Genomic DNA, 15,691 nt, shown 5'->3' on the forward strand with positions numbered 1-15,691 from the left:
ATCTTCAAAAATAGCGTTTTTAGAATACCAATCAGTTGTCTTCATGATACTAATTACGTTTTATCTACCTCAGCGGTTTGTACCTTGTATGTGATATTTGAAACAAATTAACTAAATTAATTAGTTTTTTCAAATTCAAGAGTAATCAAAATGCTATTATATTTAGTTTTTTCGATTTAGCATTTTACAAAAGCCTTTCTTCTAATTGGTCTTTCCACACCACAAACCCTTTCCTTTCATCTGAATAATCATGTACCACCCTACTGAAGTTGTGAGGCTGATATTCAAGAAACACTTGCCTATCTTTATTTCTGATGACCTCCAGATGTTGATCAACTTCCCTGATACCTAATTTTAGCATTTGAATATCCTTTTCAAAATGCCATATGTAGGTGGCTTCTTCTGTATCCAATGTTTCCATAACAAGATGAAATTGCTCCCTGCCGGATAACAAAAAGACAAATGAAAATGGAGACAACACGAACCGAAGTTTCAACACTGTTCTCTCATGTCTGGATGCTAAATATTTAAGGTGCTTGAAGTGCTTTACTTTTTGATTTTCTAGCAGGTCATTGAAGAGGTCTTCTTCTGAGGTATAAAAAGGAACGTCAGGTTTCACCTTCGTCAAGTCAAGCAAACCACTTTCTCCATCTGCAATTTGATTCTTTTTTAAAAATCTCTTCTCAATAAACTTGAACTTTACGCTGTCAATAATCTCCCTGTTAATCCTCTCCAAATCACTAGAAGCCGCCTCCTGAGCTACTAGTTGATGATCTTGAAATTCGGCATAAATGTGAATCGAAATAGTCTTTGTATTTAGAACTTTTGAGAAATACGATTTTAGGACATCAAACTCCGGCCTGATGTCCAGATTCTCCACTTGAAAATCCAGCTCCCTGTTCATCTCCTGAACACGATGTTTGAAGGCGATAAAACCATATTGAAAGTCAAGGATATCAATCTGCACTTTCACATCCTTATCTATAATCAAGTCCTTGTCAGCATTGATCATGCCGTCTGGCTCGTCAAATAGCGAAGCCTGTTTATCCATGTTCCTATACAGCACATTTCTTTTCAGAAATAGACGATGCAGATAACCAATCTTGTGGTCGTGATAATCATAGATTACTGGTGTAACTTCCGAGCGTTGAACTCTGCCAATGTATTGGATCAATTTGCCTTTAAATGAAAAAGGGTATACCAAAAAAAGCCGAGAAGCATTTTGTAAGTCCGAGCCTTCTCCAAAATACTGTCCAGTTGTAATCAAAACCTGGTAGTTCCCACTTTCCAGGATTTTCCATTTCTCCTGTCTTTGCTTTTCTGAATCTTCTCCTGAAAGCGTTATTGCTTCGCAAAACTGCTTTAGAAGTTGATTTAACGCCTCTATATGCTCTTTCCTCTCAGTAATAATGATAGACTTCCCTCCATTTCTTAATTCGTTGACCACATCATTCGTGATCAATCTATTTCTGCTAGTATCATGTACCAAAACTTTAGACAGCGTTTCAAAAGGATCAGTCTTGGGGTCAAATGGAAATTCAAAATTGGTATTCCTAATAATTACTCTGGCTCTCTTAAAAGACTCCATCTCGTGAGGTTCAATCTCACCAATGATTTCGCCAAGCTGAATAAAGACAAGCTTGCCGTCAGAATATTTTCTAAAGGGAGTGGCTGTCAGTCCATATTGGTAATAAGGATTTAGTTTCGAAATAGCCTCTCTGTAGGTGTCAGCCGGGATATGGTGACATTCATCTATGATCACCGTGCCAAAAGCTTCCGCCAGCTCGGGTTGGAAATTAAGTTTTTTCGAAAGGCTCTGGATCGTACCCACCGTAATCCTTGAACCAATTTTGGCTTTTCCCGCCCCAATGAATCCAATTTCTGCTTTAGTAACCTTCAAAAAAGCTTGTATTCGTTCGATCCACTGCTCCGCTATTTGTTTGCGATGAACAAGGATGAGAGCCGGTTGTTGTTTTTCTGCGATAATATGTAACCCTATGATCGTTTTCCCTGAACCAGGCGGTGCCACAATAACGCCGAACTCTTTCTTTTGCACACGCTCCAGAACAGTCTTTTGGTGAGCAAGCAACTTAACTGGAAACTGAAATAGCACAGGTTCCCGTTTTACCCTGAGGTCACGAAACTCATAATCTACTTTATGGGATTTCAGGTATCTCAATAACTTCCCTGCAAACCCTCTCGGAACAATAACCTCTAATTCTTTGTCCTCAATCAGCTTGAAGTATCTTTTGGTGTCCCAAGTGCTTTTGCCTGCTTTCTTTTTGATGAAGTAGTCAGAGTTGGTGATATTTAATTCATCTTTCAGGTAGTTGATGATTTCAGAAGTCAATCCCGACCTGCTAATATGGAGTTGACCGTTAAGACTTATTTCCAACTTACCAGATGTTCTTTTAGTGCTGGCTGTTTGAACATTTCCCTGAGAGACGGCTTCAAAAACCATGTCTAAATGAGTGGTCTCGACTCTTTTTATTTCGCTTAAGAATCGCCACTGATCTTCGAAAGGATTCAGAGTTTGTGGATCAAGAAAACAACTATTATTTTTCATCAGTGATTCTCCATGGAATGGTAGCGCTATCAAATTGCCAAACCCCCTTCCAGAATGGAAATCCTGATTTGGAAACAGCCGATCAAAACTCGTGCTCTTATCAAAAATTGAAAGTATTCCATTCCCTTCCATGAATTGCTTGAACACTTTGCGACTTCTGGCAGCTGGATAGGCTTTATCAAAGAAAATCCAAACATGCGCACCGTTACCAGATTGTGACCTTTCCAAGTAAGAAGGGATGTTTTTATCGGAACAAATCTCAACCAGCTTCTGGCTTTCTGCTTCCCACTTCTTCCCGTCAAAATCAGCGGCAATAAACCAACTTGTGTTGTCCTGTAGGAGCGGGTATCCACCTATGTGCTGTTCACCAGCGAAATGCTTGACCAGTTCATGTTTTGAAAATGGCAATTGAAACTTATCAGCATAATTGTGTAACGTACCTCCCTTCATCTTATGCAACCGATACATGTGGGGGTCATACTGATACGCAGGCATGTATCCTTTTTTTGCTCCTTTTATCCAACGAACAGCAAACACATCCTCTCTAACTCTGAAAAGAGATCTGAAAACTTCAACTTGTTTATCCGAGGGCACTATGACATCCATTTGAATACAAGAAAAGATTTCACTCGCAACTCTGCAATAGCCACAGACTCAATAAAGGACAAATAGTGCTCGCTGTCATACAAAGAGAAGCGCCACTTCCATGAAGTAGGGAACCAGCGTCCATCGCCGTAAAAAAAGAAGTCCCAACCTCCAGGTAGGGACTTCGACATCATTTATACCCCAACACTTCAAGCCATCTGGAACAATTCCTCCATCGACTTTCTTACTTTCTGCAGTTCCTGGGTGTCGTCCTTATCAGAGCGATAACCTACGGGCGCAATGACTGAGGCATTCAGTCCCAGTTCATCAAGGCCAAGGAGCCGATTGTAGGCTTGCTTATCAAACCCTTCCATCGGGCAAGCATCGATCTTCAGCTCTGCACAGGCCGTCAGCAAGTTGTTCAAAGCAAGGTAGGTCTGCTTCTCAGACCAGCTCTTTCGCTCTTCCGTGGGCATGCCAGCAATGGTCTTCTTGATAAATTCACCATACTGCTTCAGGCCGTCATCGCTTTTCCCCTGCAATTCAATGATCCGCCGAATATAGCTATCCACATGCTGGTCGTAGTTGCGGGTGTAGTTGCAAAAAACGAAAAGGTGGGAGGCATCTGTGATCTGGCTTTGGTTCCAGGAAGCCTTCCTGAGCTCATCCCTGATGTCATCATTTTCAATGATGAGCACTTTGTAGAGCTGCAAACCATAGGAGGACACCGAAAGCCTGATCGCTTCCTTCAGGAATGCGAGGTCGTGAGCGCTTACCTTTTTGTGAGGGTCAAATATTTTGGTGGCATAGCGCCAGTTAAGTTTATCTATTAAGTTCATCTTATTTACGATTTTACAAGTACTACGCCGGCGATCATGACAAGCATACCAGCGATCTTTTTTATTGATACGGGCTCCAGTGGCATACCAAACCAACCAAAATGACTGGCGACGGCAGCGAAAATAACCTGGCCTGTGAGGCTGAAGGTGACTGCGGTAGAGATACCCACCCTGGGAATAACATAGTAAAACAGCGAGACGGCGATGAAGCTAAAAACGCCACCTGCAAACCACATGTAGGCAGGAATTTGCCGCAGCTCGCCTGCTGTCGGAAGCTGGCGTACCGTGGCCACTACAACCAGCAGCGTAACACTTGCACTCATTACCAGGGCGATGCCAGTGGCCACAAGTGAGTTGTTGAGCATGACACCGAGGCGGGAATTGATGCCGCCCTGGATCACGACCATAACGCCTACTGAAAACGAAAGGAGGAGTAATAAAGGATTGTTCATGGCCTTACTACTTTGTTTGAATAGGAAATGCCACCGGACGCATGGGTGAAGCACTTGCCCCCCTCAGCTTCAGCGAGGCAGCAATAAAGGCGAACTCATACACTTCGTTGGCCGAAAGCTCTTCCAGGAACATCTGTTCTATAAACATGGCTCCTTTTTCAGCCAGCAGGTACGTGTGCACCGGCACCCAGTTGTCGGTTCGCTCAGGTGGAAAAGCCTCAAAGCTCAGGTTGTCGGCACCCAGCAGCATGATGCCCATTTCTTCTACCAGCCACTTCACGGCATCCAGGCTGATGCCAGGGTAGTTGTCGAGATAGTCTGTCGAATTTTCGTAGTGCTGAGCCTGACCGGTGCGAATCAACACTACGTCGCCATTTTGCAACCGGACGTTCTGCTTCTTCAACGTAAGCTGTAAATCAACGGCAGTGATGCGGTAGTTTTTGGGAAGTGGCCCTTTGGCAGCTGCCACATCCAGCAACACCCCTCTGGCAATGATTGGCGGTATGGTTTCGGCACCTGTCTTTTTCCAGCCTTTGTCGCCGAGGTGTTCTTCAGGGGTGAAGCCATTCCAGATCTTGCCATTCAGCCCAAAATGGTTCAGCGCATCAATGTGCGTACCCATGTGGGTGTACATCGATATGGCATCGCCGGTGTAGCTTACCTTTTTGTTCATGGCCTCTCCCAAACCATTAGGATTATCCACAACCGTACCGTGGGGTGTATGCGTGAGCCAGTACTGATAACCGGGGTCGCCCAGCGAATGGAAGCTCGGCATGCCAACAAAATAATCGACGCTGAGGTCGTAGACCTTGCCCGACACAATCTGCGAAAGCACCTTTAGCTGCGATGCCTCTGTTATCATATTGAGGGTGCCTATTTCATCGTCCGGGCCCCAGGGACTTTCACCTACTGCTTCTTTTTGCTGTGCCTTTGCGGTCGCAATGGTGAGCAGTGTCACCAAAATGAAAGTTGTTGTTTTCATGACTTTAACTTTTTCTTACAAAGTTGGGCGTCATGAAAGCCGGTTGCCTTAAGGTATCTTAAGAACGACCCATTAACTCAAATTCTTCCTGATAGCACTTAAAAACTCGGGCGTTATTTTCAGGTAGGAGGCCACCATGTACTGGGGAACCCGCTGCTCGATGTCCCGATATTTGGAGCGAAACTCCACGTACCGTTCTTCGGCGGTTTTACTCATGGAGTTGATGGTGCGATCCTGCAGGGCCACGTAAGCAGTTTCGAATTTCATTCTGAAAAATCGTTCGACCGCAGGCACCTCATCATAAAGCCTGCTCAGGGTGTCTCTGTGGATTTGAAGAAGCACACTGTCGTCGATGGCCTGTATAAACTGCCTGGCGGGCGTTTGGGTGAGGTAGCTATACAAGTCGTTGATCCACCAGCCTTCGATACCAAACTGGATAATGTGCTCCTTCGTCTCCTCGTCCATGTAGTAGCTTCGGAGGCAGCCTTCGGCTATGAACCGCATGTGCGAAGAAGTTTCGCCTTTGAAGAGAAGCATCTCCTTCTTCTTTAAGGCCACTTCCTTGAAACTTTGCTTCACCAATTCCGCCTCGTTCTTTGTGAGCGGAATGGTTTCCTGCAGGTGATGTATGAGTTTATCGGATGCATCCACTTTTTATCCCGTTTTGATGCCTTGCCACAAACCTGGAGCTACCAGCTATAACATTTTCGCCAGTTTGCTGATCTTTACATGTTTCTCCACGTCAGGCCGCCATTTGTCCTGGCTGGCTATCACATCGCATATTTTCTCTTGAAAGTAAACCTGATGCCATGTTCTTTTATGAAATTGACATACGTGCTCGTATGTTTTTTCAGCATGTATCATTAGCCTTAACAGGAACTCTTCGTTTGGCTCCCGGTGGTTATTCAAAATCTGACTCAGCAAAACAGGAGTGACGTCAATGTCTTTCGCAAAACTATTTCTTCTGCTATAGATCGCATCAATGTATGAGGTTAAAAATTCGGTAAAAGCACTATGCGTGTGATAGACTGGCTCTTTAATGTATTCGTCCATTTTAAGCTTTAGCTGCAATAACTTCGCCTTGACGATTTGATCGGCTGACAGATTTTTCATTCTCTGCAACCTGGCCTCCATTAATGCCTTGCCGTCATCCAGTCTGTCTTTCTTTGAAGAGTACCGTGAATCAACGCCATACTCTCCCCCCTCAACTTCCCTTATCTCCTTTTTTCTGCTAGTCATGGTCGTATGTCTCAATCAAATTGAAAATTTCCAGTATTTCGATGCTTAGGGTCAGACCCGTTACATTCATGCCGAATTTATCTATGTAATGGCGAGCTATTAACCCCTTTGGCTTTAACGACACGCAGGCAAGCTCACCGTATTCTCTTACAGCAATTTTTGAAACAAACGTCAGTAGGTTGCCAGCAATGTTTTCAAATTTCTTGCTACTCCCTTTATTTTCTTTTGAAACGGTCAGCAGCCTTATATGCAACCTCCACTCTTCTGGAATTCTCACTACAGAAACAAGGCCAAGTATGTCTCTCATGTTGGCTATTCTCAGCTTATACATCTCGAATTCCTTTTCTTGTTTCCAATCAAAGAAATACCTCGCCTTCGTCAGACTTGCGAAGTCACGATCGTCAACAGGCTCAATCTCTACCTTGTGGCTCGCTCCTGTTCCAGTATCAATTACTACCACAAATTAAAAGTACGGAAAGTTTCCTAAAAGCGTAAAGATATTTCCATAAGTATCCGTTTTTAGGAAACAAATAGGTTGATCGCTAAGGGTATTCGAGTCGCCAGTGCTATTTCGTAATCACCAGCTTCTTCGCCTGGTCCTGCGCTTTGAGTGCCAGCTCGGTGGCCAGGAAAACGTGGGCTTGTGGCAACGCCGTTTCGGTGCGGTTGAGCACATCATCCACAAACAGCTTACCAAAAGGTAGCTCCACATCATTGCAGTCGATGTACCTGGTTTCTTTATGCGTCACCAAGTAGAGGTGGTTGCCCCCTTCGTGACCAGAAGCGATGTCAATATTTTTTCGTATTTCGATATAGCCCTCCGTTCCCAATATGGTCAAGCGCCCATCGCCCCAGGAGCCCAGGCCATCGGGTGTGAACCAGTCTATGCGCACATAACCGGCGCCACCGTTGCCTTTTACCATGGCATCACCAAAATCTTCAAACTGCGGGTACTGCGGATAGTGGTTGTTGCCTACTTGCGAGGCCACAACTTCGGCTGTGGTAGACCCTGTGAAGAAGAGGAACTGATCGAACTGGTGCGATCCAATGTCGGTGATGATGCCGCCGTAGTATTTTTTATCAAAAAACCACTCTGGCCGGTTTGTCAGGCCGATCCGATGAGGCCCCATGCCTATGGTTTGAATTACCTTGCCAATGGCCCCGGACTGCACCAACTCACCAGCCTTCACTGTCGCCTTGTTCTCCAGCCTTTCGCTGAACATGATGTCATAGATGCGGCCTGTTGCCTTCTGCACCTTGCGTACTTCGGCCAGCTGAGCAAGGGTGGTGATGCCCGGCTTATCGACCAGGTAGTCTTTACCGGCTTTCATTACCTCCACTCCCAGCGGCGCTCTGTCAACTGGAATGCCAGCGCTTAACACCACCTGTATCGACTTGTCTTCGAGTATTTCTTTCTGGCTTTTAGCCAGCTTTGCTTCGGGGTATCTTTTCGAGAAGGCTGCTACCAACTCTGGCTCCGGAGCAAAGAATGAAACAAGCTCACCTCCTCCTCTTTTCACAGCTTCCGTCATGCCATAAATATGGCCATGGTTCATACCTATGACCGAAAACCTGATCCTGGGCTTGTCCTGCATCATCGCCAGGGCACTTTTAGGAAAAGAAGAAAGGAGGGCAACGCCGGTAGCTGCAGAGGCTGTCTTTTTAATGAATTTGCGTCTGCTGGATTGAGGATGTGTCATGTTGTAGTAGGGATTGTAGTTAAACAGGTATCGGTTACAATGACATAGACGATTTTAAAGCGAAAAATCCTGACAAGCCATTGAACTTATGATAATAATACTGAAAAGAACCCAAACCGATAAGATATCCTACATGACTGGCTGCCCAACTATAAGCTATCTGCCCAAACCAAAACCGCCTTCGCCCCAAACGACCTTGTCGATCAGCGTCCCATGAAAACCGTCATCCATGATATCGCCAACGGCAATGTAGTCCGCTGGTGATTTCCACTTGCGTATGGGACATGGCAGAATTCCGAACTCGTTCAATAGGTTGTGATACTTCTCCTCCAAATTCCCTGGAATGCGCCGACCATTTAACATCAAGCTCGCCTCTTTCAACCCAGGGTGTCCCATCCGTGATATATGTAACTAATAGCTGCACTTGTGCAACAACTCCACCGGCCATTGCAGTGAGCTTTGCATTCACTTTGATGATCCACCATAATGTAATGGCGGACTCCACTCCCAAGAAAATATGAAATCTCTTTTATTCACACTTATTGCCATTCTGCTGGTAACTGTTTCTACCCAGGCGCAACACGTAAATGTTGGCATAAAAGGCGGCCTGAATGCTTACACCATTAAGGGCGACAATAGCGGCAATTTCGACCCGAAACTCAGATTCAATATTGGTCTGCTGGGTCATATCCATATGGACAATCAATTTGCTCTTCAGCCAGAAGTCGTCTATTCCGTGCAAGGCACGCAATACAAAAGTGGCGACAACGATGTAAAGCTCAACCTGAACTATGTGAACATCCCGCTACTCTTTCAATACATGTTCGACAATGGCTTCAGGCTGGAAGCAGGCCCACAGCTTGGAATCCTTGCCAGTGCCAAATCGGAAATCGGCAACAACAGTACTGACGTAAAAAATAACTACAAAAGCACCGACATTGGACTAGTAGTAGGCATGAGTTACGTGAAGCCGTCTACAGGTTTTGGGTATGACCTTCGATACGTTCATGGCCTGACTGACATCAGCGAGAATAATGCATCCAACTCTTATAACAGAGGCTTGCAATTCGGTATATTCTACCTCTTTCAGCACAAATCATAAGATCAGAGGTTGCCTCAAAAGCCCCTAAAAATGAAGTGAATGTCACATTGAGCTCGTCGAAATGCTTAAGCACGTTAAACAATAAGGTTTCGACAGACTCAACCTGACATAGGATTAGGGCTTTTGAGACAACCTCCTTTTTCTTGCCATCCATCCACCTTAAAGAAACAGTCACTATGAAAGCACCTTCAGCTCCTAAGAAAATTACCTGGATTATTGGTTTGATCAGCGGTATCCTTGGCATCATTGGCCACTACGCCCATGTTCAGATTCTAAGCGAGTACAACTACACGCTGTTATTAGTGGGCTTTCTGGTGCTGGCTGCCGGCACGACATTCAGAGAGATCTAGTGAATAACTACCAATACTCATAGATCCTCGAAATCTTCCCATTCCTGAATTCGAACATTGTCATTTGCGCCTCACCAATAGTAACTTCTCCATCCTTGGCGGTGACGAAGCTTTTGCTCACGGCAATGGCATTCAGCCCCACTATTTTATTGAGAATTTTGATGTCGGTTACACTTCCGTCATAGCCACCGTTTTTCTGATTACTGACATAGCCATCATAAAGATCTTGACGGGAATAAGTACCGCCATAATGGGGATGGACGTACTCGAAGTCGTCCGTAAAGAGATCAAAAATATTGTCAATATCTCTTGGCTGAGACTTGGCTTGAAAAACTTTCAGATTGAGTTCATAGTACTTTTCGAGCACTATGTTCAGAGAGTCTTCGTGGGTCGGCTTGCCATCCTGAGCATTTGCTGTAGTAGCAACTGAAGTCATAAAAAGAGATAGAAAAAAGTGGATTGCTGTTTTTGTCATTGTTGAAATTCTTGAATTTTAAACTGAAACTAAATTTCACCCACAACCATAAGTTGTGGGTTCATTTTTAAAAAAGTCGGAACTACCGCTCAATATTAACGTATAGCCTACCCAAGTTGGAGATAGTTTTTATCTTTAACATATCATTAACAAAGGCATGCTCTGGCCGCCTGCTATTAACCAAACCAGAAGCCATGGTAAAGTACATCTCCGAAATGATTGGTCAGCACATGACCCTCACCGAAGAAGAAACCGAGGTACTCAACGACTGTATCCCTATTCGTAGCTACAAAAAAGGCACGATCCTGCTTAGGGAAGGCCAAATCGCCACCGAGTGCTATTTCAACATCAAAGGCTGCGTGCGTCACTACTACCTTTCTGATGGTGAAGAGAAGACCACCCAGTTTTATACCGAAGAGCAGTCCATTGCCTCCATGAACAGCTACCTCAACAAGGTGCCCGCCAACCACTATCTGGAGTGCGTAGAAGACACCACCCTGGCTGTGTTCGGCTACGAAAAGGAGAAGGAGCTGTACCGAAAGCATCCAAAATTTGAATCGCTTTGTCGGCTTTCGATGGAGGATGACTTTGGCAAGCAGCAGGAAATGCTGGCCAACTACATCATCCAGAGTCCCGAAGAGCGCTACCTCAATCTGCTCGAAACCAGACCAGGCCTGCTAAACCGGGTACCTCAGTATCACCTGGCCAGCTACCTGGGTGTGAAACCGGAGTCGCTGAGCAGGATCAGGAAGCGGGTAGCGGAGAAGGGTTAGTTCTCCGTCCAGCTTGTTTTCACTGCACCTGTATCACAATCTTCCCAAAAGGGTGCCCTTCTTCCATATAGCTAATGGCTTTTGGAACATCCACCAGCGGATAACTTCGCTCGACTACCGGTCTCACTTCTCCAGCGTCAACCATCTGCCTGACTGCCTCGAGGTCTTTCCTGTTGGCACTGGCCAGCATATTGATCACTTTCTTGCCTTCAGTGATGGCAACCCATGGCCCTAAAAACATAGCTCCGGGCGAAAAGGCAGTTGTCACGTACCTGCCATGCTTGTTAAGCACTCGCTTCAGTGCTGACACCGAATGATTGCCCACGACGTCAAAAATGAGGTCGTAGCGCTCACCACCCTTGGTAAAGTCAGCCAGTTTGTAGTCAATGGTGTGGTCGGCACCCAAAATCTTCGCCAGCTCCGTCTTGCCGGTGCTGGCTACAGCAGTCACTTCTGCGCCGAAGGCTTTGGCTATCTGCACAGCAAAGGTGCCCACGCCGCCGGAAGCTCCGTTGATCAGCACCTTCTTTCCGGGACTGATCTGCCCTTTGTCCCGCAGCCCCTGCAGGGCGGTTACAGCCGCCATCGGCAAAGCGGCAGCTTCTCCGAACAAGGCATTTGATGGCATGTGCGCCAGCGCTTTCTCGGGAACTGCTACGTATGCAGCAAATGCTCCGAAGCCGTAAGCCGACAGGTCGCCAAACACTTTATCTCCAGGCTTGAAATAGCTCACACCTTTGCCAACGGTTTCAACCTCCCCGGCCATATCGGCACCAAGGATGTTGTTCTTCGGCTTGAAAAAACCAGCCATCATTCGAACTGGAAACGGCTGCCCTCTCAACAGGTGCTTGTCTGCCGCATTCACGGAGGCTGCATGCACTTTTACCAGCACCTCACCGGGCCCCGGCGTGGGCTTTTGTACGTCCTTCAGTTCCAACACATCCGGCGCACCATATCGTTGATATATAATTGCATTCATTTTAATTAATGTTTTTGAGTTTTTTGATCTTATTTCTACAATCAGGCTACGACGGCCTTCGATGTCACCTTTCTGACTGACACACCCCTGATCAGTAGCCACAGACAGAGTGACATTTCTGCCAGCACTGCCGGCCCCACCACTATATTGTCGAAGAGCTCTTCGTGTCCCGGAGCCAGAAAATTGCCGAAGCTGTTGATTAAGTAGCCCAAAGCGGCGATGATGATCATAGTCCCCAACCAGGCTGGGAAGCCATCGGACTTGATGATCAGGTAGCCAAGCAATACGCAATGAAGCCCAAAGAACGCTCCTGCGATCAGGTAGCCAACTGTGTGCATGTTGAGAAAAAACAGCGCCAAAGCATTGAGCTGATCAGGGCTGAATACCGACAGGTAGCCGGAGCCATTGAGTAGCTGCAGGGCCATGTAGTGGTTGAGCAGGTTCACGCTGGCGATGGCCGGATGAGCCAGCAACCGAAGTAGCGCTGCTGTGAGTGAAAGGGTTTTATTCACTGGTTTAAGCAGCTGATACAGCAGCACAGACACCACCAGGTCGCACAGGAAGGCTACCAGGTCGGCTGCAAAGCCGAGACGAAACAGCCCTTCAGCAGCTACAATGTTTTGAGCGGTCTCCGAAGCGTCGCCCGGCACCATTACACCAGCACGCACATAGCCTTCGCTGAAACCGGCAGTAACGAAAATGATCAGATAAAGGAATCCGGCGATCCTTGCCATTTTTTTATTTGAGTTCATGGTTCAATTTTGTTGTTGTTGAAAAAAATGGGCGGGCTGCCTGAATCAAACAGCACCTACCCTTTTTTGCTTTTGACTATCTGTTGAATTCAACCACGTGGCTGCTAACGGTAATGGTTCGCTTCAAAAAGAATGGCGGCACACCGCCGACATGCTCTTCTGTAAGCAAATTCACCAGCGCTCTGGGGCCGTCGATCAACCCTGCCGACTTCACCATTTCGGCGTACGCTTCGTTGTACATCTGCTGTCTTTTCCTTCCACCAATGAGCATCCAGTATTTTGCCTCAGCGCTACCGCTGACACTGCTGATCACTTTAAAATTACTCTCCTTCAGGTGCACCTGAGTGGAGCTTTGGTTTTGGTTGCGCATGATAGCCCTGCCAGCCCCACAAGAGCTGATAACCACCATCATAATCATTACTGCGATTGTTGAAATTGACTTTTTCATCTTCTTCTTTGTTTTGAGTTTTTGAAATTGATTTAACTGTTTTTCGTTTTTGAATACCCAAAATTAGAGTGGTGAAAAACCGATTTCATTGACTTTGGTTAAGAAGAGAGCCGACAAACTTTTTATTGAAATTTGATTATCCAGGGGGCATAAAAATAAAGGGCAACCTCCATCGATAACAGAGATTGCCCAATGCCCTTTGAAAGGCGACTGCTTACTTTTGCTGCTGTAGCTTCTTCAACTTCTGAAGATATTTCTTCGCTTCACCTTGATTGCCGAGAGCCTGATAAGCTCCTGCGAGCTTACTCAACAGATCAGCAGAGTCGGGAGACTGTTTCAAAAGAGCCAGGTAGATATCAATGGCCTGCCTATGCTTACCATTTTCGATTAAAAAATCGGCGATTGAAAAAGCGCCATAGCTTCTTCCTCCTTCTATCAGGTCGCTGATCAACATAGCTGAACCCAACGCCTCATAAAGTTCCCGGAAGCGGGTGTAATCCCGGGCTCGCAGGGCACTTCGAACAATAGTAAATCTTGACCACAAAGACATGTCCGGTGAAAAGCCATACCGGGAAGCCCTTTCTTTGGTATAACTATGGGCGTATGCCATGCCGCCTGCCTCGACGAACGCTTGCAGATCATCTACCTGCAATTCCGGATAGTACCCGAAGTATTTTCGAAGGCCATGATACAGCGTGGAGTAACCGGTTGAGCGGTGCTCCTCATTTTCCAGCCTGAAACAAGTCCAATTGAGCCCGGGCAAATCCTTTTCCGAAAGCAGGGAATCCAGCTTGTCGACTCCCCGGTTCACTTCAAATTCGTTGGGGCTAACTGAAAAGTAGAGCGATTTGTTGAGTGCCGGCAACTTATCCAGCACGTCCACTTTGTCCAGGAGGGGGAAAGGACTTGCCAACATATAGCCATCAAACAAAGACGGGTGATTTGTCAGGATGTGGAAAGCAAAACTTCCTGCGTATTCCCAACCAAACAACAGTCGTTCGCCACTGGTTCGATAACTGCTTTCCACATAAGGTATCAGCTCTTTTTCTATAAACTCAGCGAACTGCTGTTTGCCATCAGCAAAGTGATTGAAGCGTTGCGGATAGCTATTAGTTATGCCCACTACAATGAACTCCGGTGCTAGCTGATACTGCTTGAAAGTGGCAGCAAGGCCTACGGTGTGCAGGAAGAATCGCTGACCATCCAGTATGAAAATAACGGGATAACGCTTTTCCTCCTCACCATATCCATCAGGCAGATAGACCTGAATCTGCCTTTCCTCACCAAGGATTTTCGAAGCAATGGAATGGTTGGCTCCAACGATATTTTCAGTAGTGGAGACCTGCGCTTGTAGTTTAATAATTGATAGAAAACTGATAGCTGCCAATGTCAGCGCCTTGAACATTGTTCCGGGGATTGTAAATCGCATGTATAAATATAAAAACTTTTAAAAGGGTATGGCAGCAAAACAGTCAAACTTCCCTGCCACACCCTTGCTACTATTTACCTGCTTTGGTCCTTGCTTCATCGGCAATTGCCTGTGTAATTGTACTCCCAGCGGAGCTAACAGCCGACACGTTGAAGAAGCCTGTGACGTTGGTGTTCGAATTTTCATCGGTACTTTTCACGTTGGTTATCACATTGGCCAGGGGAGTAGCAAACAGCTCAGAGAAACCTCCAGGCCTGTTGGTCTGCAGAATGACGCCTGACAGATATTCAAACGTCACAGGGTCAATCGAGTGAATCTCCACATACAGCGAGTCGCCTATTTCGTAGGGCGGGTGATAGTAGTTTTTTCTGTCAGGCAGCGGATCCAACGGGTTCACAAAGTCACGGCGAATAACCTGATGGAATACTTCTCCATCCACCGACTGGCTTGGCGACAAGCCCGCATCGAAAGCAATATTGATCTCTGACGCTTTGCCCAGGTAGTTACCATTTTTCCACGCCTTGATCCAGTACGCATCGCCGGGCCCCACCGGATCGGTTGCCACAAACTCCGCTGAGTAGTACGATTCCAGTATATTGAAGTCTTTGGAATTGTACTTGTACAATATGGTATCCACTTCAGGCACACGCCCGAGCGTTGACAGCGCCTCAAATGTTTCACCGGCATAGGTAACCGCCAGTTTGTATGTATGGCCTACTTCGCCCAGCGGCGCATCGGCAGGATCCCAGTAGTAGGCATCGGCACCTTCCTGAAAGTTGTAAACCACTCCTGTGTTAAGGTCTTCCACCGTTACCTGCGCTCCAGGTGTCAGGCTTGGGTAGGAGTTATCAAAATATGGTTGCGATCGTGACACCATGACCTTCTGTCGTTCCATTGTCTGAGTAAGCCAGGCATCTATCACCAGTATTTCCTCAGCTTCTTTGAGCTCCGGCTGAATGGCGGTTTCGCAGCCAAAACCAAAAACTATTAATGCGATATATATGATCTTTTTCATTGTTG

19 protein-coding genes are annotated in these 15,691 nt (G+C 46.2%); 3 read left to right on the plus strand and 16 right to left on the minus strand.

Annotated elements, in window-relative coordinates:
- Positions 1–184: 184 nt before the first annotated feature.
- The 10 genes from GC130_RS04665 to GC130_RS04710 form a co-directional block, all read right to left on the minus strand.
- Entirely contained in the window at positions 185–3,061 is a 2,877-nt protein-coding gene (locus tag GC130_RS04665) for a DEAD/DEAH box helicase (RefSeq protein ID WP_151997110.1), read from the minus strand.
- Positions 3,062–3,159: 98 nt separating this feature from the next.
- Positions 3,160–3,345, minus strand: a complete 186-nt coding sequence (locus tag GC130_RS04670; RefSeq protein WP_151997111.1) for a hypothetical protein — start codon at positions 3,343–3,345, stop codon at positions 3,160–3,162.
- A gap of 15 nt (positions 3,346–3,360) precedes the next feature.
- The gene (locus GC130_RS04675) at positions 3,361–3,990 is read right to left on the minus strand and encodes an NAD(P)H-dependent oxidoreductase (protein ID WP_151997112.1); all 630 of its coding nucleotides are present in this window, start codon (positions 3,988–3,990) and stop codon (positions 3,361–3,363) included.
- Positions 3,991–3,995: 5 nt separating this feature from the next.
- Positions 3,996–4,442 carry a DMT family transporter gene (locus GC130_RS04680; RefSeq protein ID WP_151997113.1) on the minus strand — a complete coding sequence of 149 codons (447 nt, stop codon included), beginning with the start codon at positions 4,440–4,442 and terminating at the stop codon, positions 3,996–3,998.
- A 7-nt stretch (positions 4,443–4,449) separates the two neighbouring features.
- On the minus strand, positions 4,450–5,424 hold the full coding sequence (locus GC130_RS04685; RefSeq protein ID WP_151997114.1) for a cyclase family protein: 975 nt from the start codon (positions 5,422–5,424) through the stop codon (positions 4,450–4,452).
- Positions 5,425–5,496: 72 nt separating this feature from the next.
- Positions 5,497–6,075: a Crp/Fnr family transcriptional regulator gene (locus GC130_RS04690; protein WP_151997115.1), complete on the minus strand. Its 579-nt coding sequence runs from the start codon at positions 6,073–6,075 to the stop codon at positions 5,497–5,499.
- Between the two features lie 45 nt (positions 6,076–6,120).
- Positions 6,121–6,663, minus strand: a complete 543-nt coding sequence (locus tag GC130_RS04695; protein WP_151997116.1) for a hypothetical protein — start codon at positions 6,661–6,663, stop codon at positions 6,121–6,123.
- On the minus strand, positions 6,656–7,123 hold the full coding sequence (locus GC130_RS04700) for an N-acetyltransferase (RefSeq protein WP_151997117.1): 468 nt from the start codon (positions 7,121–7,123) through the stop codon (positions 6,656–6,658). Before GC130_RS04700 ends, GC130_RS04695 begins: the two co-directional genes overlap by 8 nt.
- A 106-nt stretch (positions 7,124–7,229) precedes the next feature.
- Positions 7,230–8,363 carry a Gfo/Idh/MocA family protein gene (locus GC130_RS04705; RefSeq protein WP_151997118.1) on the minus strand — a complete coding sequence of 378 codons (1,134 nt, stop codon included), beginning with the start codon at positions 8,361–8,363 and terminating at the stop codon, positions 7,230–7,232.
- 156 nt (positions 8,364–8,519) lie between these two features.
- On the minus strand, positions 8,520–8,759 hold the full coding sequence (locus tag GC130_RS04710) for a hypothetical protein (protein WP_151997119.1): 240 nt from the start codon (positions 8,757–8,759) through the stop codon (positions 8,520–8,522).
- 121 nt (positions 8,760–8,880) lie between these two features.
- Here GC130_RS04710 and GC130_RS04715 point away from each other — a divergent pair, with 121 nt between their 5' ends.
- On the plus strand, positions 8,881–9,465 hold the full coding sequence (locus tag GC130_RS04715; RefSeq protein WP_151997120.1) for a porin family protein: 585 nt from the start codon (positions 8,881–8,883) through the stop codon (positions 9,463–9,465).
- A gap of 176 nt (positions 9,466–9,641) precedes the next feature.
- Positions 9,642–9,815, plus strand: coding sequence for a hypothetical protein (locus GC130_RS28540; RefSeq protein WP_193217767.1), 174 nt, complete (start codon positions 9,642–9,644; stop codon positions 9,813–9,815).
- A 7-nt stretch (positions 9,816–9,822) separates the two neighbouring features.
- On the opposite strand, the gene GC130_RS04720 is transcribed toward GC130_RS28540, so the two are convergent.
- Positions 9,823–10,290 carry a nuclear transport factor 2 family protein gene (locus GC130_RS04720; RefSeq protein ID WP_151997121.1) on the minus strand — a complete coding sequence of 156 codons (468 nt, stop codon included), beginning with the start codon at positions 10,288–10,290 and terminating at the stop codon, positions 9,823–9,825.
- A gap of 194 nt (positions 10,291–10,484) precedes the next feature.
- Between GC130_RS04720 and GC130_RS04725 the strand changes: the two genes are divergently transcribed.
- Positions 10,485–11,063, plus strand: coding sequence for a Crp/Fnr family transcriptional regulator (locus tag GC130_RS04725; protein WP_193217768.1), 579 nt, complete (start codon positions 10,485–10,487; stop codon positions 11,061–11,063).
- A gap of 19 nt (positions 11,064–11,082) precedes the next feature.
- On the opposite strand, the gene GC130_RS04730 is transcribed toward GC130_RS04725, so the two are convergent.
- The 5 genes from GC130_RS04730 to GC130_RS04750 form a co-directional block, all read right to left on the minus strand.
- Positions 11,083–12,042 (minus strand): NAD(P)-dependent alcohol dehydrogenase, encoded by a 960-nt coding sequence (locus GC130_RS04730; protein ID WP_151997122.1) that lies wholly within the window; start codon positions 12,040–12,042, stop codon positions 11,083–11,085.
- Between the two features lie 41 nt (positions 12,043–12,083).
- A complete protein-coding gene (locus GC130_RS04735; RefSeq protein ID WP_151997123.1) occupies positions 12,084–12,794 on the minus strand; it encodes a DUF4386 domain-containing protein in 711 nt (236 codons plus the stop codon).
- Between the two features lie 76 nt (positions 12,795–12,870).
- Positions 12,871–13,242, minus strand: a complete 372-nt coding sequence (locus GC130_RS04740; RefSeq protein WP_151997124.1) for a DUF6567 family protein — start codon at positions 13,240–13,242, stop codon at positions 12,871–12,873.
- Between the two features lie 214 nt (positions 13,243–13,456).
- A complete protein-coding gene (locus GC130_RS04745; RefSeq protein ID WP_151997125.1) occupies positions 13,457–14,671 on the minus strand; it encodes an alpha/beta hydrolase-fold protein in 1,215 nt (404 codons plus the stop codon).
- A gap of 70 nt (positions 14,672–14,741) precedes the next feature.
- Entirely contained in the window at positions 14,742–15,686 is a 945-nt protein-coding gene (locus tag GC130_RS04750; protein ID WP_151997126.1) for a DUF4249 domain-containing protein, read from the minus strand.
- Positions 15,687–15,691 lie beyond the last annotated feature (5 nt).

Source organism: Imperialibacter sp. EC-SDR9 (assembly GCF_902498805.1).
Lineage (GTDB): Bacteria > Bacteroidota > Bacteroidia > Cytophagales > Cyclobacteriaceae > Imperialibacter.